30 protein-coding genes and 1 pseudogene are annotated in these 23,087 nt (G+C 56.1%); 2 read left to right on the top strand and 29 right to left on the bottom strand.

Annotation, left to right across the window (positions count from 1 at the left end; translation table 11 throughout):
- Positions 1-44: 44 nt before the first annotated feature.
- The 3 genes from ACYSMN_RS19090 to ACYSMN_RS19080 form a co-directional block, all read right to left on the bottom strand.
- Positions 45-713, bottom strand: a complete 669-nt coding sequence (locus tag ACYSMN_RS19090) for a HupE/UreJ family protein (protein WP_488925502.1) — start codon at positions 711-713, stop codon at positions 45-47.
- Positions 714-738: 25 nt separating this feature from the next.
- On the bottom strand, positions 739-2,064 hold the full coding sequence (locus ACYSMN_RS19085) for a tetratricopeptide repeat protein (protein WP_488925501.1): 1,326 nt from the start codon (positions 2,062-2,064) through the stop codon (positions 739-741).
- A 157-nt stretch (positions 2,065-2,221) separates the two neighbouring features.
- Complete coding sequence (locus ACYSMN_RS19080; RefSeq protein ID WP_488925500.1) at positions 2,222-4,291, bottom strand: DUF4331 family protein; 2,070 nt, start codon at positions 4,289-4,291, stop codon at positions 2,222-2,224.
- Between the two features lie 445 nt (positions 4,292-4,736).
- Between ACYSMN_RS19080 and hscA the strand changes: the two genes are divergently transcribed.
- Together hscA and ACYSMN_RS19070 are read left to right on the top strand one after the other, a co-directional pair.
- Positions 4,737-6,596, top strand: a complete 1,860-nt coding sequence (gene hscA, locus ACYSMN_RS19075) for a Fe-S protein assembly chaperone HscA (protein WP_488925499.1) — start codon at positions 4,737-4,739, stop codon at positions 6,594-6,596.
- 293 nt (positions 6,597-6,889) lie between these two features.
- Positions 6,890-8,107, top strand: a complete 1,218-nt coding sequence (locus tag ACYSMN_RS19070; protein ID WP_488925498.1) for an anhydro-N-acetylmuramic acid kinase — start codon at positions 6,890-6,892, stop codon at positions 8,105-8,107.
- A 223-nt stretch (positions 8,108-8,330) separates the two neighbouring features.
- Here the strand turns inward: ACYSMN_RS19070 and ACYSMN_RS19065 are convergent, their stop codons facing one another.
- The 26 genes and pseudogenes from ACYSMN_RS19065 to rpsC form a co-directional block, all read right to left on the bottom strand.
- Positions 8,331-8,726: a hypothetical protein gene (locus tag ACYSMN_RS19065; protein WP_488925497.1), complete on the bottom strand. Its 396-nt coding sequence runs from the start codon at positions 8,724-8,726 to the stop codon at positions 8,331-8,333.
- A gap of 131 nt (positions 8,727-8,857) precedes the next feature.
- A complete protein-coding gene (locus tag ACYSMN_RS19060) occupies positions 8,858-9,172 on the bottom strand; it encodes an FtsB family cell division protein (RefSeq protein ID WP_488925496.1) in 315 nt (104 codons plus the stop codon).
- A gap of 128 nt (positions 9,173-9,300) precedes the next feature.
- Positions 9,301-10,572: a phosphopyruvate hydratase gene (gene eno / locus ACYSMN_RS19055; protein WP_488925495.1), complete on the bottom strand. Its 1,272-nt coding sequence runs from the start codon at positions 10,570-10,572 to the stop codon at positions 9,301-9,303.
- A gap of 190 nt (positions 10,573-10,762) precedes the next feature.
- A complete protein-coding gene (rplQ, locus tag ACYSMN_RS19050) occupies positions 10,763-11,353 on the bottom strand; it encodes a 50S ribosomal protein L17 (RefSeq protein ID WP_488925494.1) in 591 nt (196 codons plus the stop codon).
- Between the two features lie 215 nt (positions 11,354-11,568).
- Positions 11,569-12,558, bottom strand: coding sequence for a DNA-directed RNA polymerase subunit alpha (locus ACYSMN_RS19045; RefSeq protein ID WP_488925493.1), 990 nt, complete (start codon positions 12,556-12,558; stop codon positions 11,569-11,571).
- A 147-nt stretch (positions 12,559-12,705) separates the two neighbouring features.
- Positions 12,706-13,311, bottom strand: a complete 606-nt coding sequence (rpsD, locus tag ACYSMN_RS19040) for a 30S ribosomal protein S4 (protein ID WP_488925492.1) — start codon at positions 13,309-13,311, stop codon at positions 12,706-12,708.
- Positions 13,312-13,438: 127 nt separating this feature from the next.
- A complete protein-coding gene (gene rpsK / locus ACYSMN_RS19035; protein WP_022822149.1) occupies positions 13,439-13,831 on the bottom strand; it encodes a 30S ribosomal protein S11 in 393 nt (130 codons plus the stop codon).
- Between the two features lie 155 nt (positions 13,832-13,986).
- Positions 13,987-14,364 (bottom strand): 30S ribosomal protein S13, encoded by a 378-nt coding sequence (gene rpsM, locus ACYSMN_RS19030; protein WP_488925491.1) that lies wholly within the window; start codon positions 14,362-14,364, stop codon positions 13,987-13,989.
- 26 nt (positions 14,365-14,390) lie between these two features.
- Complete coding sequence (rpmJ, locus tag ACYSMN_RS19025) at positions 14,391-14,507, bottom strand: 50S ribosomal protein L36 (RefSeq protein ID WP_045688470.1); 117 nt, start codon at positions 14,505-14,507, stop codon at positions 14,391-14,393.
- A 9-nt stretch (positions 14,508-14,516) separates the two neighbouring features.
- Positions 14,517-14,735, bottom strand: a complete 219-nt coding sequence (infA, locus tag ACYSMN_RS19020; RefSeq protein ID WP_022822146.1) for a translation initiation factor IF-1 — start codon at positions 14,733-14,735, stop codon at positions 14,517-14,519.
- Positions 14,736-14,739: 4 nt separating this feature from the next.
- A complete protein-coding gene (gene map / locus ACYSMN_RS19015; protein ID WP_488925490.1) occupies positions 14,740-15,531 on the bottom strand; it encodes a type I methionyl aminopeptidase in 792 nt (263 codons plus the stop codon).
- Between the two features lie 6 nt (positions 15,532-15,537).
- A complete protein-coding gene (gene secY, locus ACYSMN_RS19010) occupies positions 15,538-16,857 on the bottom strand; it encodes a preprotein translocase subunit SecY (protein WP_488925489.1) in 1,320 nt (439 codons plus the stop codon).
- Positions 16,858-16,869: 12 nt separating this feature from the next.
- The gene (gene rplO, locus ACYSMN_RS19005) at positions 16,870-17,316 is read right to left on the bottom strand and encodes a 50S ribosomal protein L15 (protein WP_488925488.1); all 447 of its coding nucleotides are present in this window, start codon (positions 17,314-17,316) and stop codon (positions 16,870-16,872) included.
- 13 nt (positions 17,317-17,329) lie between these two features.
- A complete protein-coding gene (gene rpmD / locus ACYSMN_RS19000) occupies positions 17,330-17,509 on the bottom strand; it encodes a 50S ribosomal protein L30 (protein WP_264679985.1) in 180 nt (59 codons plus the stop codon).
- Between the two features lie 6 nt (positions 17,510-17,515).
- Positions 17,516-18,118, bottom strand: coding sequence for a 30S ribosomal protein S5 (gene rpsE / locus ACYSMN_RS18995; protein ID WP_488925487.1), 603 nt, complete (start codon positions 18,116-18,118; stop codon positions 17,516-17,518).
- Between the two features lie 6 nt (positions 18,119-18,124).
- Entirely contained in the window at positions 18,125-18,475 is a 351-nt protein-coding gene (gene rplR, locus ACYSMN_RS18990) for a 50S ribosomal protein L18 (RefSeq protein ID WP_488925486.1), read from the bottom strand.
- Positions 18,476-18,484: 9 nt separating this feature from the next.
- A complete protein-coding gene (rplF, locus tag ACYSMN_RS18985; protein WP_488925485.1) occupies positions 18,485-19,039 on the bottom strand; it encodes a 50S ribosomal protein L6 in 555 nt (184 codons plus the stop codon).
- A gap of 20 nt (positions 19,040-19,059) precedes the next feature.
- Entirely contained in the window at positions 19,060-19,458 is a 399-nt protein-coding gene (gene rpsH, locus ACYSMN_RS18980; protein WP_073281292.1) for a 30S ribosomal protein S8, read from the bottom strand.
- A gap of 186 nt (positions 19,459-19,644) precedes the next feature.
- Positions 19,645-19,914, bottom strand: coding sequence for a 30S ribosomal protein S14 (gene rpsN / locus ACYSMN_RS18975; protein ID WP_488925484.1), 270 nt, complete (start codon positions 19,912-19,914; stop codon positions 19,645-19,647).
- On the bottom strand, positions 19,914-20,468 hold the full coding sequence (gene rplE / locus ACYSMN_RS18970) for a 50S ribosomal protein L5 (RefSeq protein WP_488925483.1): 555 nt from the start codon (positions 20,466-20,468) through the stop codon (positions 19,914-19,916). Before rplE ends, rpsN begins: the two co-directional genes overlap by 1 nt.
- Positions 20,469-20,492: 24 nt before the next feature.
- A pseudogene (rplX, locus tag ACYSMN_RS18965) lies at positions 20,493-20,747 on the bottom strand (50S ribosomal protein L24); the annotation flags it as partial.
- Positions 20,748-20,750: 3 nt separating this feature from the next.
- Positions 20,751-21,119 (bottom strand): 50S ribosomal protein L14, encoded by a 369-nt coding sequence (rplN, locus tag ACYSMN_RS18960; protein ID WP_044003245.1) that lies wholly within the window; start codon positions 21,117-21,119, stop codon positions 20,751-20,753.
- A 1-nt stretch (position 21,120) separates the two neighbouring features.
- Positions 21,121-21,411 (bottom strand): 30S ribosomal protein S17, encoded by a 291-nt coding sequence (gene rpsQ / locus ACYSMN_RS18955; protein WP_488925482.1) that lies wholly within the window; start codon positions 21,409-21,411, stop codon positions 21,121-21,123.
- 2 nt (positions 21,412-21,413) lie between these two features.
- Entirely contained in the window at positions 21,414-21,626 is a 213-nt protein-coding gene (rpmC, locus tag ACYSMN_RS18950) for a 50S ribosomal protein L29 (RefSeq protein WP_488925481.1), read from the bottom strand.
- A 1-nt stretch (position 21,627) separates the two neighbouring features.
- Positions 21,628-22,053 carry a 50S ribosomal protein L16 gene (rplP, locus tag ACYSMN_RS18945; RefSeq protein WP_488925480.1) on the bottom strand — a complete coding sequence of 142 codons (426 nt, stop codon included), beginning with the start codon at positions 22,051-22,053 and terminating at the stop codon, positions 21,628-21,630.
- Between the two features lie 37 nt (positions 22,054-22,090).
- Positions 22,091-22,972 (bottom strand): 30S ribosomal protein S3, encoded by an 882-nt coding sequence (gene rpsC / locus ACYSMN_RS18940; RefSeq protein ID WP_488925479.1) that lies wholly within the window; start codon positions 22,970-22,972, stop codon positions 22,091-22,093.
- Between the last annotated feature and the right edge of the window lie 115 nt (positions 22,973-23,087).

Below are 23,087 nucleotides of genomic sequence, written 5' to 3'. Positions count from 1 at the left end.
GCGCTCCGACTTCTCGCATTGTTGAGGATAACAGTTCATCAGGTTTAGGCGAAGAATACGCGCTCTACGGTCCAGTAGGCGGCTACGAGGCCGATGGCGATGGAAGCGGGCACCACAATCCGGCGCTTGTACCAGGGCTTTTCGCCGAACCAGCGCCCCACCAGAAACCAAGCCAGCAGAATCACTGACACCTGGCCCAATTCCACGCCCACATTGAAGGCTAGCAGTGACTCCAGAAACAGCCGGCGCGGGAGCCCTAGCGAAGTCAGCACGCTGGCAAAGCCCATTCCGTGAATCAGCCCAAACCCAAACACCACTACCACGCGCCACGGATTCAGCCGACTGGTCATGATGTTTTCGATGGCCACAAACAGGATGGAAAGCGCAATGATAGGCTCCACGATATCGGGTGGCGGCGAAATCAGGCCGTACATGGCCAGCCCCAGCGTGATGGAGTGGGCCACCGTAAAAGCCGTAGCCTGCACCAGCACCGGCTTAAGCTTGGGCTCCAGGAAGAAAATACTCAGCACGAACAGAATATGGTCGAGCCCCTTCGGAATAATGTGCTCGAAGCCCAGCTGCACGTAAATCCGGACAGCATCGGCCTGCGAGAGTTTGCTCACGTCCACTCCATCCAGCGCGTGCGCCGCCGCCAGCCCCGGCAACAGCAGGAGCAGCGGCAATACGTAGCGACGGGCAGGAGAGTCAAACATCAGCTTCAACCTAATTCGCAAATACTTATCGAGCCGCCAGCAGCAGCTTACCTTCCTCAGCTAGCTCGGTGCTCAAGTAAGGATTAATGGACATTGCTTCCCGAATGAGGGCTTGCCCCTCAGCGGCGCGGCCGTTTTTAATGGCAATAAGGCCCGCCCGGCACAGCACCGTCGGGTTGCGCGAATTGGTGCGCCGGGCGCGGGCTATCAGTTTGGCGGCATCCGCGTATTCGCCGCGCTTGTAATGCACCCAGGCCAGCGTTTCCTCCACGTCAATGTTATCGGGGCGGCGCTCATACTCGATGTTGGCGTGTTCGAGGGCCTTGTCTAGTTCCTTGGTTTTGAGGTAGGCGTAGGCCAGCTCCCGGTCGGCGTAGTGGCCCATCTGCTCGTTGTCGTCGGCTTCTTTGGCGTCGTTGGCGAGCATGTCGATGGCTTCCTGCGCCATTTTTTCGGCCTTAGCGGGCTCGTTGTTGAGGCGGTATAAGTCGGTCAGCTCGTCGGCGAAGGCGTAATCCTTCACCGTGGCGCGGGCCTTCTGGAAATGCGCGATGGCCGCCGGATAGTCGCGGCGGGCTTTAGCTACGCGGCCGAGGCCAGCCAGCGCGTACGCGTAGCCGGGCCGGGCAGCCAGGGCAGTTTGGTATTGTTGCTCGGCGCGGTTTAGGTCGCCGGTGGTTTCGTAGAGATGGCCTAGCGTGATGCGGGACCATTCGGTTTGTTCCAGGCCGGTGAATCCAGCTTTCACGGCCATGTCCATAGCCTCAATAGCGCCGGGCAAGTCGCCGTGAATCTCGCGCAGGTACGATACGCGGGCATAAGCGCGCAGATCGGGCCGTACGGTGTTCATCTTGTCGGCCATGCGGACGGCTTCGGGGTAGCGGCCTAGCTCCACGTTGGCATCGCAGAGCAGCCCGTACACGAAGGCGTTGCTGGGGTTGATTTGCACGGCTTGTTCAGCCAGCGCCAGTCCTTCGGAAAAATGGTGTTGGGTGAGGCTGAGCGAGGCTTTGCAGCACAGCGCCTCAAAGTTTTCGGGCTCCCGGCGCAGCACTTCATTCAGTAGCTGCATGGCCGCCATATCGTAATACGGATGGTCGCCGGTTACGCGGCCTTCCTGCATGTAGGCCTGGGCCAGCAGCAGCTGGGATTTGGTATCGTCGGGCTTCTCGCGGAGGCGGGCCAGCAGGCCGCTCACGGCTTGCTGGGTGTTCACCCACTCGCCGCCCGCCGCTAAGTCGCCGTGGCGGGGCTTGAGCGAAGGAACCGGCTCGGGCTTGCGAAAGACCACCAGGGCCACCACTGCTGCCAAGAAACTCACCAGAAGTAAGGGGTAGAAGTATTTACGCACGGAATCAGGGTTGAGAGAAGAACGTCGAAGTAGGGTAAGCACCCAAAAGATAGCCGGACACACCCGGGTCCGGCTATCAAGCTACTCAAAAGTCAAACACCGCGCCCAATGGGACCAGACGCAGTATCCGGGTGGTTTAAGCCTGGGTGGTCATGGTTTAGCGTTGGTGCAGGATGCGCACGGTCCGCAGCACGGTAGAGCCGTTAGACAGCGTGGCTACATAAACACCAGCCGCCGAGCCCGAAGGCATGCGCCACTTGTATTCGTAGGTACCCGGACGGTAATCCTTGTTGCGGATTGGCGTAGCTACCACGCGGCCCGACAGGTCCGTGATTTTCAGCGTCAGCGACGAACGAGTGCCTACTTCATAGCTGAACGTGGTTTGGTCTACTACTGGATTGGGGAAAGCCACGAAGTTGTCGACGGTAGTAGGCTGCAAGCCTAGGCCGCCCGTGGGGCTGCGCTGCGACAAAGCAATGCGCTGGGCAGTGGTGCCGCTCCAAGGCGTTTGAGCGTACGGGAAAGCCGCTTTGAACGTCGTATCGTTGGCTTGCACGCCGGCCGTGAACCCTACTACACCCAGCAGTTGCGGGGTCAGCGGGCTGGTAGCCGTAGCCGTGTAGTCGTCGTACCACAAACCAATGGCGGCCAGTACGGCGCCACCCACGGCTTGCAGTTCAATGCGCGTTACGTCGTCTTCGAGGCGGCGGCCGTTCGGGAAGCCATCCATGTTCGGGATGGGCTCTAGGTTGGTGTTGGTATTGAAGCGCGCATCAGTCAAGCCCAGTACGGCAGCGGCCAACAGGCCTTCGGAGCTGAAGTCCGCCGAGTTGCGGGGCGTCACGGGCACGGCCATGTTCAGGCGCAGCATGTCGCCGAGCACGGGCAGGAAGTTGTTGATGAATGGCTTGCCAGCGGCCAACGGGTTGCGGGCTGGCTTGCCGGTTGCCAGTTGGTACGGCGGCAGGTTGGGCACGCCGGTATGGAAGATGGGCAGAATATCAACCGAGCGAGGCTTGCCGGCGCGCAGCAGGTATGGCCCGAAGGTTGGGTCGGCAAACACAGTGTTAGCGCGCTGAGCGGGCGTCAGGCCCGAAACACCATTAGCTCCGTTGCGGAAGTCAAAGGCTTGCAGCGAGTTCGACTGAATACGCAGTGCAGCCAGACCTGGTACAGCGCCGCCGTAGTACTGGGTACCGTTGGCCATGCCCTCCGCCATGTACAGGCCCAGCTCAGGGTTGGAGAGGTAGTCGTCGGTGCTGGCTTCCTCGTTGTACGGGGTCCGGGAGTTCCAACGGTCCTTGCCGCCGATGGGCACGATTACTTCGTTGGTGAGCGGCATGCCGAGGCGCGAAACCTGCACCCAGTTGCCGGTGTGCGTTTGCGTGCCGTCGGTGTTGAGCGTACGCATAGCCGGGCGGCTGGCCGAAGCCCACACGCCAATCACGAAGTCGGGGTCGAGAATATTAGCCGCTTGAGCAGCCGTTTTACCGTCTTTTTGCAGGTCAGCAATTGGAATCTGCAAGGCAATGGCGTGGGTGTTTTTGCGCGCTACGCCGTCGCGGGCCGTGGCCGTTGTGCGTACGCCGCCCAAATCGAAAATGCCACCCAAATCCACGAAGAACGGATCATCGGTAGGTCCGCAGAACACTTTGGCGTTGCCGGCAGTAGCAATGGCGCCCGTCATCAGCGCCTCGTAGGTGCTGTTCAAACCAGCGGCGCTATTAATGGAGCGGGGACCAATATTTGGTGGCGGCACCACGCCATTGGCAACCAGCGTAGTGGTAGTGCCCCCGCGGATAACTTCGCAGGTATAGGTGGTTTTCAGGTTTTGCTTGCCCAGCCGAACATTAAAGAACGTGGTGGCATCCTCGTTGGCGCGCGAAAATGTGAAACGGTACGTGATGTCGTCGCCGGTGGTAGTGGCGTTGTTTTTCACGTGAATCTCGTAGCGCACGTTCTCGCCGAAGGTATTGTAGTTCGGCCCGCCCTGCGGCAGTTCCAACGGAATGTAGTTGGCAATGATGGTGATTTTGGTCGGGTCGTCCGGGCTACGGAAGGCGTAAAGGTCGGTGTTGTCGGCCAGCGGATCGTCGGCGATGAGCGGGGCTTCGCGGTGGCTGGATGCTTCCAGTTTGGTGCCTTGTCCACTCCAGGCCACGGCCCCTACCACAGCGGTAGTGGCGGCTGCCAGCAAGAGTATGGGACGGGTAATGGTTTTCGCCATGATAAAAAGAAAGGTTAAAAGTGGAAAAGTCAAAAAAACAAGCAGCCAGCCCGCCGATAAATCGGCAGGAATTCAAAGTAGACCCGTGCGTTGCAAAAAGGTGGTAAACGGACAGCTGTCTGACTTAAGACGGCTTTGGAGGCGATATAATACTCTTGGGGCAAACTGACTATATCTTCAATGCAGCGAGTAAGCTGAACCTAAGGCGTCGAAGATAAGTCTAATTTTCCAGGAGCTACGTAAGCTCAAGCGTTTTTGGATTGCGGACCCCCAAATTTTGCACATGTTCTAGTTTGAGCCTTGCCTAAAAACGGCGTGCCTCACTTCAACAATGCCCCCGGCATTTCTTCGCTATTTTTGCGCCTGCACAGCGGGCCCTGGTTAAAGTGCCGTCGGGCTCCGTTTTGCTTACCTCGTGCCGTCTCCGGCGCGCAGTCTTCTCGCTATGGCCAAAGTCGCAATCAACCTATCCACCGGCAGCATTCAACAGGAAGAGATCATTGTTGGTATCGACCTGGGCACCACTAATTCGCTCGTCGCCTACATCCAGCCGGAAAACCGCGCACCGCGCGCCATCAACGACCAGGGCCGCGGCACCATCGTGCCGTCGGTGGTACACTTCCCGCCGGGCGGCGAAACGCCTATCGTCGGCACCGAGGCCAAGCAGTACCTGCTCACTGATTCTGCCAACACGATTTACTCGGTGAAGCGCCTGCTTGGCAAGAGCTACAAGGACCTGCGGGAACACGACCGGGAGCTAGGCTACAAGGTCATCGACGACAATTCTGAAGGGCTGGTGAAAATCCGGGTGGGCGAGAAGTTCTACTCCCCTATCGAGCTGTCGGCGGAGATTCTAAAGGAACTGCGGGCCCGCGCTGAGCACGCGCTCAAAACACCAGTCAACAAAGCCGTCATCACGGTGCCAGCGTACTTCAATGATTCCCAGCGCCAAGCTACGCGTGATGCCGGCCGCCTCGCCGGGCTGGAAGTGTTGCGCATCGTGAACGAGCCCACGGCCGCCGCGCTGGCCTACGGCATCGGCCTCTCGCCCGACGAAGAAAAAACGGTGGCCGTATACGACCTCGGCGGCGGCACCTTCGACGTCAGTATCCTGCGCATTCAACAAGGCATCTTCGAAGTGCTCAGCACCAACGGCGACACCTACCTCGGCGGCGATGACATCGACTACGCCATCTACGAGCACTGGGCCACCGACTACCAGCTGGGTCCGCAGCTGTTCGAGCACCCCGAGGCGCAACAGCAGCTTCGTTTGCTGGCCGAAGAAGCCAAGAAGCATCTCAGCCAGCACGAGACGTTCGAGGCCGATTTCAATGGCACCACGCTGCCGCTCAGCAAAACCAAGTTCAACGAGCTGACTGGCCCGCTGGTGGAGCGCACCTTGGTTTCGTGCCGGCAGGCGCTGGCCGACGCCAAGCTCACGCCCCAGGACCTGGACGCCGTGCTGCTGGTGGGTGGCTCCACCCGCGTGCCGCTGGTTTACGATTCGGTGTCGGCATTTTTCCAGCAGCCCGCCAACAATTCCCTCAACCCCGACGAGGTTGTGGCTCTCGGCGCCGCCATTCAGGCCGACATTCTGGGCGGCAACCGCCGCGACGTACTGCTGCTCGACGTCACGCCGCTCACGCTCGGCATCGAAACGCTGGGCGGTTTGATGGACCCCATCATTCCGCGCAACTCGAAAATCCCCACCAAAGCCGGCCGCCAGTACACGACGAGCGTGGACGGGCAGGTGAACCTGAAAATATCAGTCTACCAGGGCGAGCGGGACTTAGTGAGCGAAAACCGCAAGCTGGCTGAGTTTGACTTGCGCGGCATTCCAGCCATGCCCGCCGGCCTGCCCAAAGTGGACGTCAACTTCATCCTAAATGCCGACGGTATTCTCAAGGTAGAGGCCATAGAGTTACGCTCCAATACTCGCCAGGCCGTCGAAATTAAACCCCAATACGGCCTCACCGACGAACAGGTGGAGCAGATGCTGATGGACTCGCTCACCCACGCCCGCGAAGACGTGGCGGCCCGCATGGTGATTGAGGCCCGCACCGTGGCCGAGCAGATGCTCTACCAAGTGGAGCGTTTCGTGGATAAAAACCACCAGCACCTCACCGAAGACGAAATCACGCAAACCGCCGCCGCCACCCAAAACCTGCGCGAAGCCCTCGAAACCAAGGACAAAGACACCATTCTCAAAGCCGTGGACGAATTGGAAGCCCTCACCAGCCCCTACGCCGAGCGCGTCATGAACATCTCCATCAAACAGGCCATGACGGGGAAGAAGATTGGTTGATGTGCTGATTTTTTGATGTGCTGATGGGTTGATGGGCTGATTCATTTTTTGATGTGCTGCCTTGGAGAAAATGAGTGTCTATCCGTCCGTTCAGCTAGTAATGAAGGACGCCTTACACACTTAGATCATAGCAGTTTCTGAAGCAAGCTTTTCAACTGCGTGCAATCAAACCAGGACTGCGAGCCAAGTTTGATTACACGCAGCTGCTTTCGTAAGCTCTACATTTACAATCAGCACATCAACCCATCAGCACATAAGCACATAAGCACATCAAAAAATCAGCACATCAAAAAATGAACCCTCACCTCGCCCGCCTCTACCAGATTGCCCAGCAGCCGAGCCGGCGCATTATTGGGCTGATGTCGGGTACTTCACTGGATGGCTTGGATGTGGCGCTGTGCCGGCTGCACGGGCACGGGCCAGGCACGCGCCTGGAGTTGGAGCAGTTTGCCACCGTGCCCTACTCCGACGACGTGCGCCGACGCATCCGGCAGGTATTCGCGGGCGGGGCCAGCGGGCAGATTCGGCTGGAATATCTGACGCTGCTTCATCCGTGGCTAGGTCTGCTGCACGCGGATATGATACTGGAGTGCCTACGCCAGTGGCAAATTCCACCCGCCGAAGTAGACCTCATTGCCAGCCACGGCCAAACCGTCTACCACGCCCCGCAGCACCAACACCAGCACCCCGACTTCGCCCTCAACGCCACGCTACAACTCGGCGACGGCGACCATGTAGCGGTACGCACCGGCATCATCACGCTCAGCGACTTCCGCCAGAAGCACATTGCCGCCGGCGGCGAAGGGGCTCCGCTAGCGGCCTACGGCGACTATCTGCTGCTCAGCAGCCCCGAGGAAGAACGGCTTCTGCTCAACCTCGGCGGCATTGCCAACTTCACCTACCTCCCCCGCGCCGGCCAAGACGCCAGCACCGCCTTCAGCACCGACACCGGCCCCGGTAATACTCTGCTCGACGCCACCGTACGCGCCCATCGCCCGCACCTAGCCTACGACGAAGACGGCCGCTTGGCCGCCGCCGGCCAAATCCACGCGGGCTTATTAGCGGCGTTGCTGGAGCACCCTTTCTTTGCTGCGCCGCTTCCCAAAACCACCGGCCCCGAGCTGTTCGGCCCCGACTATCTACGGCAGGCCCAGGAGCGCAGCGGCACTGTTGCATTAGGCTTGGAAGACACATTGGCTACGCTCACGGAGCTGAGTGCGGTAGGCGTAGCCCGCGCCGCCACGCAGGCATTCGGCGTCCGCCCAACACTAGCAGTATATGCCAGCGGCGGCGGCGCCCACAACCCGGCGTTGCAGGCGGCTTTACAACGGCACTTGCCCGGCTGCCGCTTCGCTACTACCGAGGAACTGGGTGTGCTACCGGATGCCAAAGAGGCTATTTTGTTTGCCATCCTGGCCAATGAAGCCGTAGCTGGCCAACCCATATCCATCGGGGCCGGGCGGCAGCGGGTACCCGCCGTAAGCATGGGCAAAATCTCCTGGCCGGGCTAAGAACAGCTACCATAAGCTACCAAGCTTACCAAGCTGCAAGCCCCAGCGGGGCGACATATCGGTAGTACAATAGTGGTAAAGGGGAGACGAGCCCCGGCGGGGCGGCACCTATCGAGGTGATATAGACGTGCCGCCCCGCCGAAGCTTGCGCTGGCCTCGCTGGTTGAGAGCAGTCGGGTAAAGGCTGCCCCATAAAACACGTAAGCTAGGATCTGACTTCTCACTACTTCTGCCGTTGCGGGGCCGGCACTAGTCCGAAGCTCAGAATCTGCCGCGCCGTACTGTCGCGGAACGTGACGTCTAACTGCACCTTAGGGAGCTTGGCGAGGGTATCACTGCGGAACATGAAAGCTACGAAAGAGCGCGTCGTGTTATTGTCACTGATCCGGTAGCCTAGCTTGTACAGGTCGATGGTGGAGCCGTGGCGTTGGCCTTGCTCGTAGAGCGGCAATGCTGCTTCTCGGAACCGTTGCGGCGTTACGGCCTGGCTGACTTCGGGCGCCAGCAGCGCATACGCCGCCGGAAACTCCCCACTTAGCACCGCCAGCAGAAACCGCCGCGCCACCTGAATCTGTGAGGGCGGACCGGCACTGGGCGTAGCTAGCAGGGGCAGGATCATCAATAAGATGAATAGCCCAAAACGACAGGCAGCAGTATGAATCCGCCTTCCTTTTCTCTCTGCTGTTTGCTTCATAGCCTGCCTACGACAAATTCAGCGCCATAGATGAGCTGGGCGAGAAGAGCCTCTCCCTACTTCTCCTGCTGCGGCACCAGCACGAACACGTCTTCTCCGGGGCGCTTCATGATGTACTTTTCGCGGGCAAACTTCTCCAGCAGTTCCGGGCTGCTCAACAGCTCGGCTCGCTCCTTTTTCACCACTTCAATATTATCGAGGTAGTACTGCTTCTCTGTTTGCAGTTCCTGCCACTTCGCGTACATGTCGTATTGCTTCACGAAGTCGTTGGCATCGAACACAAACATCCAAACCAGAAAGCTCAGCCCGGTATAGAAGTAGAAGCTGCGCAAGAAACGCGGCACGCGCGCCAGCAGGTCGGAGAGTTGCATAGCCAAAGATAAGAACTGTTGCCTGTGCTCTTCGTCATTTCTTTGAATCAACCCATCTTGCACAAAAGCCCGACCGATGCAGTATCGGTCGGGCTTTTTGTGGTTCGTGCCACAGGAGAAAGCCTAGGCTACATTTTCTTGCCAGGGAAATAGGCTACCTCGCCTAGCTCCTCCTCTATACGAAGCAATTGGTTGTACTTCGACATCCGGTCAGAACGTGAAGCCGAGCCAGTTTTGATCTGACCAGTATTCAGAGCAACTGCCAAGTCAGCAATGGTGTTATCCTCCGTCTCGCCCGAACGGTGGCTCATGATGCTCTTGTAGCCGTGGCGGCGGCCCAGGTTGATAGCGTCGATGGTTTCGGTGAGCGTGCCAATCTGGTTTACTTTGATGAGAATGGCATTGGCAATCTGCTCATCAATGCCGCGCTGTAGGCGGTTCACATTGGTTACGAACAGGTCATCGCCCACCAGCTGAATCTTGTTGCCGAGGCTTTCGGTGTGCTGCTTCCAGCCCGCCCAGTCATCTTCGGCCATGCCATCTTCAATGCTAATGATGGGGTACTTACTCACCCAGTCGCTCCAATAGCTAGCCATTTCCGAAGAGGTCAGCTTGTCGCCGGTGCTCTTCTTAAAGTGGTACACGCCATCCTCGTAAAACTCCGATACCGCGGCGTCCATCGCAATCATCACATCCTCGCCCGGACGGTAGCCCGCCGTTTCAATGGCTTGCAACACCACTTTAATGGCGTCCTCGTTGGATTTGATGTTGGGTGCAAACCCGCCTTCGTCGCCTACGTTGGTGCTCAGGCCTTGCTTTTTGAGCACGTTTTTGAGGTGGTGAAAAATCTCCGTGCCCCAGCGCAACGCCTCCGAAAACGAAGTAGCACCCACCGGCATAATCATGAATTCCTGGAAGTCGATGCTGTTGTCGGCATGTGAGCCGCCGTTTAGAATGTTCATCATGGGCACGGGCAGCGTGGTAGCATTCACGCCACCCACGTAGCGGTAGAGCGGCATCCCCACTTCCTGCGCTGCCGCGCGGGCAATAGCCAATGAAGCACCCAGAATGGCGTTGGCGCCGAGGTTGGCTTTGTTGGGCGTGCCATCTAGCTCTAGCATGATCCGGTCGAGCAAGCCTTGCTCAAACACCGAGAATCCAATCAGCTCTTCGGCGATTTTGCTGTTCACGTTTTCCACCGCTTGCAGCACGCCTTTGCCCATGTACTTGCTCTTGTCGTCGTCGCGCAGTTCCACGGCTTCGTGCTTGCCGGTGCTGGCGCCCGAAGGCACGGCCGCGCGGCCCACGGTGCCACTGTCGGTGGTCACGTCCACTTCCACAGTCGGGTTGCCGCGCGAATCAAAAATCTGACGGGCGTGAATTTCGGTGATAATGCTCATGAGGAAAAGTATGGGGTTGAACAAAATGCGGAGTCCAGCAACGGCCTTGTGCATCATTGCGCCGCAAGGTAAAAATTAGCCCCGACCTTTCAGCTCCAACATTTCGACCCATGGGCACCAACCGCAAATGCACAAAAAAAGGGACGCACCTTGCGGCACGTCCCTTTCCAATTATCAGCAGTTGCTCAGCTTAGGAAGCAGCTTCCTCGTCAGCAGCTGTAGATTCGTCGCGCGTCTCGCCTTCTTCTACCGTGGTAGTAGCGGTATCTTCGGGAGTGGCGGTTTCCACTACGGCAGCCGGAGCTACGGCAGCAGCTGGAGCAGCAGCTTCAGCTGCCGGAGCGACAGCCTTCTTTTTGCCACGTGAGCGACGAGTAGTAGCTTTCGCTTCGGTAGCAGTCTTCGCTTCGAGCAAGGTTTCGTTGTAATCTACCAGCTCAATGATGCACATCTCCGCGTTGTCACCCAAACGAGTATTGCTCAGCTTGATGATGCGGGTGTAGCCGCCGGGCCGAGTAGCAATTTTCGCTGCTACGTCGCCAAACAGCTCTTTCAGCACTTCTTTGTTTTCCAGAGCCGAGAACACCAAGCGGCGCGAGTGCGTCGTGTCGTTCTTGGATTTGGTGAGTAGGGGCTCTACAAACTTGCGCAGAGCTTTGGCTTTTGCAACCGTCGTGGTTACGCGCTTGTGCAGGATCAGCGACGAGGCCATGTTAGCGAGCATGGCGTTGCGGTGCGAGGTCGTACGACCGAGGTGGTTGATGGTTTTACCGTGACGCATAAAAAGAAGAAAGTGTGAGCTTGCGGACGACGACCACGGCGGAAAGCAGATTCATATGCTGCCCTCTCATTAGAACCGTCGCCCCATAGGGCTCACTAGTGAATGTTTTTTGATGTGCTGATTGTTTAATGTGCTAATGTGCTGATTGGTTAATGTGCTGATGAGTTGATCGGAAAATCAGCACATTAGCACATCAAATAATCAGCACATCAATACTATTCTTCGTCGAGCTTGTACTTGCTCAGGTCCATACCGAAGTTCAGACCTTTTTCCTCCACGAGGTTTTCCAGCTCCGTCAACGACTTCTTACCGAAGTTGCGGAACTTCATCATGTCGGCCATGTCGAGCTGCACCAGGTCACCGAGGGTTTTGATGTCGGCTGCTTTGAGGCAGTTGTACGCGCGCACGCTCAGGTCCATATCCGCCAGCGGCGTCTTCAGCACCTTGCGCATGTGCAGCGTTTCCTCGTCCACGGTCTCCTCTTCTTCGGCTTTCGCCGTTTCGAAGGTCATGGTGCTGTCCGAGAACAGCATAAAGTGCTGGATCAGGATGTTGGCCGCCCCTTTCAGCGCGTCCTCCGGGTGAATAGAGCCGTCGGTGTGAATCTCGATGAGGAGCTTCTCGTAGTCGGTTTTCTGTTCTACGCGGGTGTTTTCGATGCTGTACTTCACGTTCTTAATCGGCGTGAAGATGGCGTCGATGGCAATTTGCCCGAATACTTGGTCTACGGGCTTATTCTCCTCAGCAGGAACATAGCCCCGGCCTTTCTGGATCGTAAACTCGAATTCCAACTCGGTGCTGGCGTCCACGTGGCAAATCACCAGGTCCGGGTTCAGCACCTGGAAACCGTTGGTGAACTTGCTGATGTCACCGGCTGTGAAGGTTTCCTGGCCTTTAACGCGAACCGTGATTTTGTCCTCGATGGCGTCGCTCACCTTTTTGAAGCGCACTTGCTTCAGGTTGAGGATGATTTCGGACATGTCCTCAATCACACCTTCGATGGTCATGAACTCGTGCAGTACGCTGCTGGTGCGAACCGACGTGATGGCATAGCCCTCCAGCGACGACAGCAGGATGCGGCGCAGAGCGTTGCCGATCGTGACGCCGTAGCCTTTCTCCAGCGGTTTAAATTCAAACGTTCCGTAAAAGTCGTCGGATTTCTCCATCACAACCTTCTCCGGCATTTGAAAAGCTAAGATTGACATAAGTGGGGCGGTTTGTTAGTATTGAGTAAAAGGTATTAGGAAGCAAGACAAGCATTTGTTGTCCCAAGACCTAATACCCAATACTTGAATGCATTAAAAATGAATCGAAGCAGAGAAACGGGCCGGGCGTCCGGACCGTTCCAATTATTACTTCGAGTACAATTCGACGATGAGCTGCTCCGTGATTTTCTCCGGAATCAGTTCACGCGAAGGGGCGCTGATAAACTTGCCCACCATTTCTTTGCCGTCCCACTCCAGCCACGAGAAAGCGCGGGCGTTGCGGGCGCTCAGGCTCGTAGTGATAGCTTCCAGCGACTTCGACTTCTCACGCACGGCCACAACGTCGCCAGCGCGGAGTTTGTACGAAGCGATATTTACTACGTCACCATTTACGGTGATGTGCTTGTGCAATACCAACTGACGAGCAGCCCGGCGCGTAGGCGCAATGCCCAAACGGTAGACCGTGTTGTCGAGACGCGACTCCAGCAAAGCCAGCAGGTTGTCGCCGGTGATGCCGGGCAGCGTAGCCGCTTTGTGGAACAGGTTTTCGAATTGCTTTTCCAGTACGCCGTACATGTACTTCACTTTCTGCTTCTCCATCAACTGAATAGCATATTCGCTTTGTTTCTTACGACGGCCACGGCCGTGCTGGCCGGGGGGGTATGCTTTCTTGGTAAGTGCCTTGCTCGGGCCGAAGATCGGCTCATTGAAGCGACGGGCAATTTTGGTTTTAGGACCAGTATAACGTGCCATTTCGGGGTTGTTGAGTGTTGTGGGGGTTGAACCGCGCGTGTCGGGCTCCGGAGGCGCACCTTGCAGGGGAGAAAAGGCGCATCAGAAACCCGACACCGGTGGCCAGCAGAACCGGCCTGTTCAATAACTAAACGCGACGACGTTTGGGCGGACGGCAGCCGTTGTGGGGCAGCGGCGTCACGTCCTTAATGGTCGTTACCTCAATACCCACGTTACCCAGCGTACGAATAGCCGACTCACGGCCTGCGCCCGGACCTTTCACGAACACCTCCGCTTTGCGCATGCCCAGATCGTGGGCTACTTTACCGCAGTCGGTAGCAGCCATCTGAGCGGCGTAGGGCGTGTTCTTCTTGGAACCGCGGAACCCCATCTTACCAGCCGAAGCCCAGGAAATAACCTGGCCGTTGTTGTTGGTGATGGAGATGATGATGTTGTTGAACGAGGCCTTGATGTGAACCTGGCCTACCGGCTCCACAACGACAACGCGCTTTTTGGCTTTGTCTTTTCTTTTTTGTGCCATTTGGTTATCGCAAAAAACTGCGGAAGGTGTTGGCGCCGCGCTTAATTAGTGATTAACAATTAGTAATGAAGAATTCAAACAACGGCCTAAACCGTTAATTGCTCATTCTTAATTATTAATCACTAATTAAACGCAGCGCCGATTTCCGCTATGGGTTATTTAGTAGCCTTCTTCTTGCCAGCAACGGTCTTGCGCTTGCCCTTGCGGGTACGCGAGTTGTTCTTGGTACGCTGACCACGAACCGGCAGACCTTTGCGGTGACGCAGACCCCGGTAGCAACCGATGTCCATCAGGCGCTTGATGTTCAGCTGCACTTCTGAGCGCAGCACACCTTCGGTCTTATACTCGGCGGCAATCACGCCGCGGATTTCGCCGGCTTCAGCTTCCGTCCAGTCTTTTACTTTCTTGTTCAGGTCAACACCTGCTTTCGAAAGGATCTGTTGGGCTGAGGCACGACCAATGCCGAAGATGTAGGTCAGCGCGATTTCGCCGCGCTTGTTGTCTGGGATATCTACCCCTGCAATACGAGCCATGTGCTTTTGTAAAAAGTCTGGTGCTACTACCCTTGACGCTGCTTGTAGCGCGGGTTCTTTTTGTTGATGACGTAGAGCTTGCCTTTGCGGCGGATGATTTTGCAATCAACGCTACGCTTCTTGACGGATGCTTTGACTTTCATGTCGTCGGGTTATTTGTAACGGTACACAATTCGTCCCTTCGACAGATCGTAGGGCGACATTTCCAACTTTACCTTATCTCCCGGCAGAATCTTGATGTAGTGCATCCGCATCTTGCCCGAAATGTGGGCAATCAGCTGGTGACCGTTCTCCAGCTCCACGCGGAACATGGCGTTGGAAAGGGCTTCCAGGATGACTCCGTCCTGCTCAATGGAAGTTTGTTTGGCCATAAGGCTACTGTAAGGCTTTTTCTATGTATTCAAAGGAGGTGAGAATTTCCGCCTTGTCTTTTCGTACTACCACTGTGTGCTCAAAATGAGCCGAAGGTTTGAAGTCTTTGGTGCGGATAGTCCAACCATCCTTTTCTTGCACCACGTTCTTCGTACCCAGGTTCACCATCGGCTCAATGGCCAGGGTCAGCCCAGTTTGCAGCTTGATACCAGCCCCACGCTTACCGTAGTTAGGTACCTCCGGCCGCTCGTGCAGGTTCTTACCAATCCCGTGGCCGACTAGTTCCCTCACCACTCCGTAACCCTGCTTTTCAACGTGGCTCTGAATGGCAAAGCCGATGTCGCCCATCCGGTTGCCAGCCACTGCTTTCTCAATACCGAGATACAACGACTTTTTGGTTTCCTCCAGAAGCTTTAATACTTCAGGTGCCACCTCCCCGATTGGATAGGTGTAGGCGCTGTCCGAATGATAACCGTTGAGCAAAACACCACAGTCAATCGAGACAATATCACCGCTCTTCAGAGTGTAGTCGCCGGGAAACCCGTGGACTACTTCTGCATTGAGTGAGATGCAAAGGCTACCCGGAAAATCTGGGTAGCCTTTGGTAGAGCACGGCACTCCTTTGAAAGCAGGAGTAGCGCCATGATCCCGGATGAATTCCTCCGCGCGCTTATCCAGCTCTCGCGTTGCAACTCCTTCCTGAATCATGCTGGCAACTTCGCCGTGCGCTTGAGCCAGCACTTTCGCACTGGCCCGCATGAGTTCTATTTCCTCTTCGGTCTTGTAAACAATCATGACTGCTTACGAGGCCATCGCAATGTTCTGAGAGCGTCCGCGAACCTTACCGGTTTTCATCATGCCATCATAGTGGCGCATCAGCAGGTAGCTTTCTACTTGGTTGAGCGTGTCCAACACCACACCCACCATAATGATGAGCGAAGTACCACCGTAGAAGGCCGAGAACGGACGGGTTACGTTAGCCAGCAGCGCGAGCGACGGAAAAATGGCAATCAATGCCAGAGCAACTGCACCAGGTAAGGTGATACGCGTCAAAATCTCGTCAATGTGCTCCGACGTATCGCGACCAGGCTTTACGCCAGGCACGAAACCACCGCTGCGCTTTAGGTCGTCCGCAATCTGGTTGGGGTTGACGCTAATGGCAGTGTAGAAATACGTGAATACAATGATGAGCGTAGCGAACATCACGTTGTACTGCCACGAAGTGTAGTCGGAAAACTTCACTCCAATATAGCTAGCCACGTCACTATCACTTTGCCATACCGACGCGAGGATTGCCGGCAAGAACATCAACGATTGGGCGAAGATGATGGGCATAACCCCGGCAGCATTCACCTTCATCGGGATGAACTGGCGCTGGGCATTCAATTGGGCGGTGCTACCTACTTGCTTTGCGTATTGTACCGGAATCCGGCGTACAGCTTGCGTCAGCACGATAACAGCCATAATCACAAGGAAGAGAACGGCTAGCTCAATTATAAAAATCAGCGAACCACGCATCCCTTTAGCGGCTGCCTCACCAATAATGGCACCAGGTAGCCGTGATACAATCCCGATCATAATGATCATGGATATACCGTTACCAATGCCTTTGTCGGTAATTTTTTCACCTAACCACATACAGAACAATGTTCCAGCAGTGATAATCACCATCGTGGTGATGGTGAACAAAGTACCCGGGCTAGTAATTGCCTCGGCGTTGATGGTCGAAATGAATCCCACCGACTGCGCCATCACGATGGGGATGGTGAGGATGCGCGTGTACTGGTTGATCTTCTTTCTGCCCGATTCTCCCTCCTTCTGGAGTTTCTGAAAATACGGTACGGCAATCGTGAGCAGCTGCAACACGATGGAAGCCGAGATGTAGGGCATAATACCCAACGCAAAGATGGAAGCGTGGCTGAAAGCGCCGCCGAGCAGCGTATCCAAAATACCAAACACTCCCGAAGCACCGCCAGTCTTCAAGCGAGAAGCATCGACGCCTGGTAGCACCACGTAAGAACCCAGCCGGTAGATGGCAATGAAGAAAAGCGTATTGAAGATCCGCGTGCGCAGATCTTCAATTGCAAAAATGTTCTTGATCGTGGTGATGAACTTGTTCATTGCCTGGCGGGCTTAGAGAGTCACGGCTTTACCACCTGCTTTTTCGATAGCTTCAATAGCCGACTTCGAGAAAGCATGGGCGTGTACTTCCAAAGCTTTGGTGATTTCACCGCGGCCCAGAACTTTAATTTTGGCGTTCTTCGAAGCCAGGCCTGCACTCACGAAGAATGCGCCGTCCAGCATCGTAGTAGCGCCATCTTCCGTCAGACCAGCAAGCACGTCTAAGTTGACGGCCTTGTATTCCACCCGGTTGATGTTTTTGAAGCCGAACTTCGGCACCCGGCGCTGCAGGGGCATTTGGCCGCCTTCAAAACCAGACTTCTTGGAGTAACCCGAACGGGACTTGGCACCTTTGTGGCCACGCGTTGAGGTGCCACCACGGCCGGAACCCGTACCACGGCCTATCCGCTTCTCATTGCGGGTAGCACCAACGGCGGGCTTGAGATTGCTGAGATTCATTTTCGGGAGATTCCTAGAGTTCGGTTACTTCCAACAGGTGCTTCACGGCATTCACCATACCAGCTATTTGCGGAGTGTTTTCCACCGCCTTGCTGCTGCCGATCTTGCCGAGGCCCAGGGCCTTTACAGTGCGCTTCTGCCGCTCGGGGCGGTCGATAACGCTTTTCACGAGTTTGATTTGGATCTGCGCCATCGTCTCTTAACCGTTAAATACTTGAGCGAGGGTGATGCCGCGAGCCTGAGCAATTTGCATTGGGTCACGCATTTTCAGCAGCGCGTCGAAGGTAGCCTTCACCACGTTGTGAGGGTTCGACGAGCCTTTAGATTTAGCAAGCACATCCTTGATACCAGCGCTTTCAAACACGGCGCGCATAGCACCACCAGCAATTACACCAGTACCAGCCGCAGCGGGCTGCACGAGCACGAAACCACCAGAGTACTTGCCCTCCATCAGGTGAGGAACAGTGTGCTTGTAGAGCGGCACCTTCACCAAGTTCTTCTTTGCGTCGTCAATGCCTTTCGCAATGGCGTCGGTTACTTCGTTGGCTTTGCCGAGGCCGTAACCTACGGTGCCGTTGCCGTCACCTACTACTACGATAGCTGAGAAGCTGAAGCGGCGACCGCCTTTCACTACTTTGGCTACGCGGTTGATAGCAACTACTTTCTCTTTCAGATCAGAGTCGCCGGTGCGCGACTGCTCCGCGTTACGGTCATTGCCGCGACGGTCGTTGCCGCCTCCGCGGCGGTCATTGCCGCCCCGGTCATTGCCACCACCACGGTTGTTGTTATTGAATTCTGCCATGATGTATTAGAAATTGAGGCCGCCTTCGCGGGCTCCTTCTGCCAATGATTTTACGCGGCCGTGGTAGAGATAACCGGAACGGTCAAATACCACTTTCGAAATTCCTTTTCCTGTAGCACGGGCGGCAATTTCTTTGCCGACTGCGGCAGCGAGGGCGATTCCGTTGCCCCCATCCACCGAAACGTGCTTCGAGGAAGCAGACGCCAACGTGTGGCCAGTAGTGTCGTCAATAATCTGAGCATAGATGCCCGTATTGCTGCGAAACACCGACAAACGCGGACGCTCGGACGTGCCAGACACCTTAGTGCGGATGATGCGCTGGATCCGTTTTCTTCTAGTTGCTTTATCGAAAGCCATGATGCAATGTTATTTCGAAGCCGTTTTACCAGCCTTACGACGAATTTGCTCACCCACGAAGCGTACGCCTTTGCCTTTGTAAGGCTCAACTTTACGCAGCGAGCGAATCTTGGCCGCTACCTGGCCAAGCAGTTGCTTGTCAATGCTGGTCAGCGTAACGATGGGGTTCTTACCCTTCTCAGTTACCGCCGTAGCCGTTACTTCCTTCGGCAACGCCAGGAAGATATTGTGCGAGTAACCCAGCGACAGTTCCAGGGTAGTACCAGCCATAGCGGCTTTGTAACCTACACCCACCAGCTCCAGCTTCTCTTCCAACCCGTTGCTAACACCGTTCACGGCGTTGTTCAGCAGCGAGCGGTAGAGGCCGTGCATGGCTTTGTGGCGCTTTTGCTCGGTTGGGCGATTCACTACCAGCTGGCCGTTTTCGGTCGCTACGGTAATGTCGCGGTCCACTGGAACCACCAGGGTGCCTTTAGGGCCCTTCACGGTTACCGTGTTTTCGTTGCTCACTTCAACCTGCACGTTGGCGGGCAGGCTGATAGGCAGTTTACCAATGCGTGACATAGTCTCGTTTTCTTCTCAGATTAGTAGACGTAGCACAGCACTTCGCCGCCCACGTTTTCAGCTTTCGCCTCTTTCTCCGTCATCACACCTTTCGAAGTGGAAAGGATGGCAACACCCAAGCCACTCAGAACCCGGGGCAGGTTTTCTACGTGAGCGTACTGGCGCAAACCTGGCGTGCTTACGCGCTCCAGTTTCGTAATAGCCGGTTGTTTGGTAACCGGGTTGTACTTCAGCGCAATCTTAATCGTGCCTTGTACCGCGGCATCATCAAAACGGTAGCTCTGAATGTAGCCCTTCTTGTAGAGCACCTTCGTGATTTCCTTCTTGATGTTGCTGGCCGGGATTTCCACTACCCGGTGATTTGCCTTGATGGCATTGCGTACCCGGGTCAGGTAGTCAGCAATTGGATCTGTGTTCATGTGACTTAGTAAAAGCGCCACCCTTTTTTAGGGAGCCGCAAAGATATGAAAATTTCGCCGCCGCAGAAACGCGGCAGCGAAATTTTCGTTTAAGACTTCTTGACTCGAATGCGGCCAATGGTTTCTCTCGGCAACCTGCCAAGTACTGTTACCAAAGTAGCTATTGCTACCCGGCAACCCGTCGAACTACCAGCTCGACTTCGTTACGCCGGGGATTTTGCCAGCCAGCGCCATTTCGCGGAAGCGTACCCGGCTGATGCCGAACTTACGCATATAACCACGAGGGCGGCCGTCAATCATGTCCCGGTTGTGCAAACGCACGGGCGAAGCGTCGCGGGGCAGTTTGTCCAGCGCTTCGTAGTCGCCGGCAGCTTTCAGCGCTTTGCGCTTCTCAGCGTAGCGAGCAACCGTAGCGATGCGCTTGCGGGCTCTTGCTTTAGCGGATTCCTTAGCCATTAGTCTTGTTTCTTGGCGTTAGCGAACGGCATCCCGAAAGCTTTGAGGAGCTCGTAGCTCTGCTCATCGTTTTCGGCCGTCGTCACGAAGGTAATGTCCATACCCGAAATCGACTTGATTTTGTCAATCGAAATCTCGGGGAAGATGATTTGCTCTTTCACGCCAAGGGTATAGTTACCCCGGCCGTCGAAGCCTTTGTCGTTGATGCCTTTGAAGTCACGTACGCGGGGCAGGGCCACCGTCAGCAGACGGTCCATGAACTCGTACATCCGCTCCCCACGCAGGGTAACGCGGGCGCCGATGGGCATGCCCTCACGCAGTTTGAAGTTCGAGACCGAACGCTTGGCAATGGTAGCAACGGCTTTCTGACCGGTGATGGTCGTCAGTTCGTCCACCCCGTTGTCAACCAGCTTCTTGTCAGCTACGGCCGCACCAATACCGCGGTTGATGCAGATCTTGGTGATACGTGGTACCTGCATGATGCTCTTGAACTGGAATTTCTCCTGGAGCACCGGCACCACTTCTTTGTTGTATTTCTCTTTGAGTCGAGCCATTGTCGTCGTACCGGGTTAGGCGTTTTTCGAGTCAATTGCCTTCACGTTGCTCACGTGTATGCCAGCTTCGATCTTGGTGATGCCGCCCTGGGGGTTCTTCGCACTGGGTTTGTTGTGCTTGGTCACCAGGTTGAGGCCTTCCACGATAACGCGCTGCGTCGAGCGGTTCACCGACTTGATAACGCCGGATTTGCCTTTCTCGTCGCCAGCAATCACCAGAACGGTGTCGCCAGTTTTCACGTGCAGTTTCGCGGGTGCTGCTTTCGTTTTCGTTGCCATTGCTTAGAGAACTTCAGGAGCCAGCGAAACGATCTTCATGAACTGCTTCTCGCGCAGCTCGCGGGCTACGGGGCCGAAGATGCGGGTACCGCGGGGCTCGTCGTTATTGTTGAGCAGTACGGCGGCGTTGTCGTCGAAACGAATGTAAGAGCCGTCCTTACGACGTACTTCCTTCTTCGTGCGAACCACAACTGCTTTCGATACAGTGCCTTTTTTAGCGTTGCCGGAAGGAATAGCCGACTTGATGGCTACTACAATCTTGTCGCCAACGCTGGCGTATTTCTTGCCCGTGCCACCGAGGACACGAATGCACAGAACTTCTTTGGCGCCGCTATTATCAGCGACGGTCAGACGGGATTCTTGCTGTATCATCTTACTTGGCGCGTTCTACAATTTCTACCAGTCTCCACCGCTTGTTCTTGCTCAGAGGGCGGGTCGACATGATGCGAACCGTATCCCCTTCGCCGCATTCGTTGTTCTCGTCGTGAGCCATGAACTTGGTCGACTTGGTAACGAACTTGCCGTAGATCGGGTGTTTCATTTTGCTTTCCACAATCACCGTGATGGACTTATCCATCTTGGAGGAGGAAACGCGCCCGATGATTTCTTTGCGCAGATTCCGCTCAACGGCGGAGGTAGCCTGCTGTTCTTCGTTGCTTGCCATCGTTAGTTAGCAGTGTTAGTTGCCTGCTCCTTCTCGCGACGGGTGAGCTCGGTCAGCAGACGGGCTACATTCTTGCGGCTTTGCTTCAGGCGAATCGGGTTTTCCAGCGGCGAGATGGCGTGCGCGAAGCGCAACGTCTGGCCGTTGGTCTTTTCGGCGTTGATTTGCTGTTTCAGATCCTCCAGCGAAAGGGCACGGATTTCGGCGTTCTTCATCTTACTTGCTTTCTACGTAGTCGCGACGAACAACAAACTGAGTCCTTACCGGCAGCTTCTGCGCCGCCAGACGCAGCGACTCTTGCGCTACTTCCAGCGAAACGCCGTCCGACTCAAACATGATAGTGCCAGGCTTCACGCAGGCTACCCAATACTCGGGCGAGCCTTTGCCTTTACCCATCCGCACCTCGGCAGGCTTCTTCGTGATTGGCTTGTCGGGGAAAATGCGGATCCATACTTGCCCTTCGCGTTTCATGGCGCGGGTCATGGCAATACGGGCAGCCTCAATTTGGCGAGCCGTAATCCAAGCCACTTCCAACGACTTGATAGCGAACGAACCGAAGTCAATGGAGCTGCCGCGGTAGGCGAGGCCTGTTACGCGACCCTTTTGCATCTTGCGATACTTGGTCCTTTTCGGTTGTAACATGATTTATTGAAATTGAAATTCTGAAGAAAAGAGAGGACTAGCGACGCGGAGCGCCACCGCCTTGGCCGCCACGGTTCTGGCCACCTGGGCCGCCACCGCCACGACGCTGACCACCACCTTGGCCGCCACGGTTATCGCCGCCACCGCGGTTTTCACCACCACGGTCGTTGCGGTCCCGACGCGGGCCACGGTCGCCGCCCCGGTCACCACGCTCACCGCGCGGGCCACGGTCGCTACCACCACGGGTGTCGTTGCCTTGGTTGGCAGGAACTTGGTTGGGCGACAGGTCGGGCTTGCCGAATACTTCACCGCGCATGATCCACACTTTGATGCCGATCTTGCCATACACGGTCTGAGCTTCCGACAGTGCATAGTCAATGTCAGCGCGCAGGGTGTGCAGCGGGGTGCGGCCTTCTTTGTATTGCTCGGAACGGGCAATTTCAGCACCACCCAAACGGCCACCGCACTGAATCTTGATGCCTTCGGCACCCACGCGGATAGCAGCCTGAATGGACATCTTCATGGCGCGGCGGAACGAAATACGGGCCTGCAGCTGCTGAGCGATGCTCTCACCTACCAGCTTGGCGTCGAGTTCTGGACGCTTGATTTCGAAGATGTTGATCTGAACGTCTTTGCTGGTAATCTGCTTCAGCTCGTCCTTGATCTTATCAACCTCGGCGCCACCTTTACCAATTACCACACCCGGACGAGCCGTGTTGATGGTGATGGTGATGCGCTTCAGCGTACGCTCGATCACGATGCGGCTAATGCCACCCTTCGGGATACGAGCCATGATGTATTTGCGGATCTTTTCGTCCTCCACCAGCTTGTCGGCAAAGTCCTTGCCGCCGTACCAGTTCGAGTCCCATCCTTTAATGACGCCCAGACGGAAGCCAACCGGATTTACTTTCTGTCCCATAGTGCTTATGCGGTGGCTTCTGCCGTGGTTTCAGTGGATTTCTTAGCCAAGCTGCGACGAGTCTTCGGCTTGGCTTCAACGCTTGCTTCGGTGGGTTTCGTTTCAGCAGCTTGCT

The organism is Hymenobacter sp. M1-2 (assembly GCF_057808495.1).
Note: the sequence above shows the minus strand (reverse complement) of the source record. Positions and strands in the feature narration are given on the sequence as shown.

Excerpts from the sequence above, each read along its gene's own strand:
- rpmD (WP_264679985.1), bottom strand. The coding sequence starts at position 17,509 with ATGGCGCAGATCCAAATCAAACTCGTGAAAAGCGTTATCGACCGCCCC.
- rpsQ (WP_488925482.1), bottom strand. The coding sequence starts at position 21,411 with ATGGCAAGCAACGAAGAACAGCAGGCTACCTCCGCCGTTGAGCGGAAT.
- rplP (WP_488925480.1), bottom strand. The coding sequence starts at position 22,053 with ATGTTACAACCGAAAAGGACCAAGTATCGCAAGATGCAAAAGGGTCGC.
- ACYSMN_RS19060 (WP_488925496.1), bottom strand. The coding sequence starts at position 9,172 with ATGCAACTCTCCGACCTGCTGGCGCGCGTGCCGCGTTTCTTGCGCAGC.
- rpsD (WP_488925492.1), bottom strand. The coding sequence starts at position 13,311 with ATGGCACGTTATACTGGTCCTAAAACCAAAATTGCCCGTCGCTTCAAT.
- map (WP_488925490.1), bottom strand. The coding sequence starts at position 15,531 with ATGATTGTTTACAAGACCGAAGAGGAAATAGAACTCATGCGGGCCAGT.
- rpsN (WP_488925484.1), bottom strand. The coding sequence starts at position 19,914 with ATGGCTAAGGAATCCGCTAAAGCAAGAGCCCGCAAGCGCATCGCTACG.
- rplE (WP_488925483.1), bottom strand. The coding sequence starts at position 20,468 with ATGGCTCGACTCAAAGAGAAATACAACAAAGAAGTGGTGCCGGTGCTC.
- rpmJ (WP_045688470.1), bottom strand. The coding sequence starts at position 14,507 with ATGAAAGTCAAAGCATCCGTCAAGAAGCGTAGCGTTGATTGCAAAATC.
- hscA (WP_488925499.1), top strand. The coding sequence starts at position 4,737 with ATGGCCAAAGTCGCAATCAACCTATCCACCGGCAGCATTCAACAGGAA.
- rplO (WP_488925488.1), bottom strand. The coding sequence starts at position 17,316 with ATGAATCTCAGCAATCTCAAGCCCGCCGTTGGTGCTACCCGCAATGAG.
- rpsM (WP_488925491.1), bottom strand. The coding sequence starts at position 14,364 with ATGGCTCGTATTGCAGGGGTAGATATCCCAGACAACAAGCGCGGCGAA.
- rplN (WP_044003245.1), bottom strand. The coding sequence starts at position 21,119 with ATGATACAGCAAGAATCCCGTCTGACCGTCGCTGATAATAGCGGCGCC.
- rpmC (WP_488925481.1), bottom strand. The coding sequence starts at position 21,626 with ATGAAGAACGCCGAAATCCGTGCCCTTTCGCTGGAGGATCTGAAACAG.
- rplR (WP_488925486.1), bottom strand. The coding sequence starts at position 18,475 with ATGGCTTTCGATAAAGCAACTAGAAGAAAACGGATCCAGCGCATCATC.
- rpsH (WP_073281292.1), bottom strand. The coding sequence starts at position 19,458 with ATGAACACAGATCCAATTGCTGACTACCTGACCCGGGTACGCAATGCC.
- rplQ (WP_488925494.1), bottom strand. The coding sequence starts at position 11,353 with ATGCGTCACGGTAAAACCATCAACCACCTCGGTCGTACGACCTCGCAC.
- eno (WP_488925495.1), bottom strand. The coding sequence starts at position 10,572 with ATGAGCATTATCACCGAAATTCACGCCCGTCAGATTTTTGATTCGCGC.
- ACYSMN_RS19045 (WP_488925493.1), bottom strand. The coding sequence starts at position 12,558 with ATGTCAATCTTAGCTTTTCAAATGCCGGAGAAGGTTGTGATGGAGAAA.
- ACYSMN_RS19070 (WP_488925498.1), top strand. The coding sequence starts at position 6,890 with ATGAACCCTCACCTCGCCCGCCTCTACCAGATTGCCCAGCAGCCGAGC.
- rplF (WP_488925485.1), bottom strand. The coding sequence starts at position 19,039 with ATGTCACGCATTGGTAAACTGCCTATCAGCCTGCCCGCCAACGTGCAG.
- ACYSMN_RS19080 (WP_488925500.1), bottom strand. The coding sequence starts at position 4,291 with ATGGCGAAAACCATTACCCGTCCCATACTCTTGCTGGCAGCCGCCACT.
- secY (WP_488925489.1), bottom strand. The coding sequence starts at position 16,857 with ATGAACAAGTTCATCACCACGATCAAGAACATTTTTGCAATTGAAGAT.
- rpsE (WP_488925487.1), bottom strand. The coding sequence starts at position 18,118 with ATGGCAGAATTCAATAACAACAACCGTGGTGGTGGCAATGACCGGGGC.
- rpsC (WP_488925479.1), bottom strand. The coding sequence starts at position 22,972 with ATGGGACAGAAAGTAAATCCGGTTGGCTTCCGTCTGGGCGTCATTAAA.
- infA (WP_022822146.1), bottom strand. The coding sequence starts at position 14,735 with ATGGCCAAACAAACTTCCATTGAGCAGGACGGAGTCATCCTGGAAGCC.
- rpsK (WP_022822149.1), bottom strand. The coding sequence starts at position 13,831 with ATGGCACAAAAAAGAAAAGACAAAGCCAAAAAGCGCGTTGTCGTTGTG.
- ACYSMN_RS19065 (WP_488925497.1), bottom strand. The coding sequence starts at position 8,726 with ATGATCCTGCCCCTGCTAGCTACGCCCAGTGCCGGTCCGCCCTCACAG.
- ACYSMN_RS19090 (WP_488925502.1), bottom strand. The coding sequence starts at position 713 with ATGTTTGACTCTCCTGCCCGTCGCTACGTATTGCCGCTGCTCCTGCTG.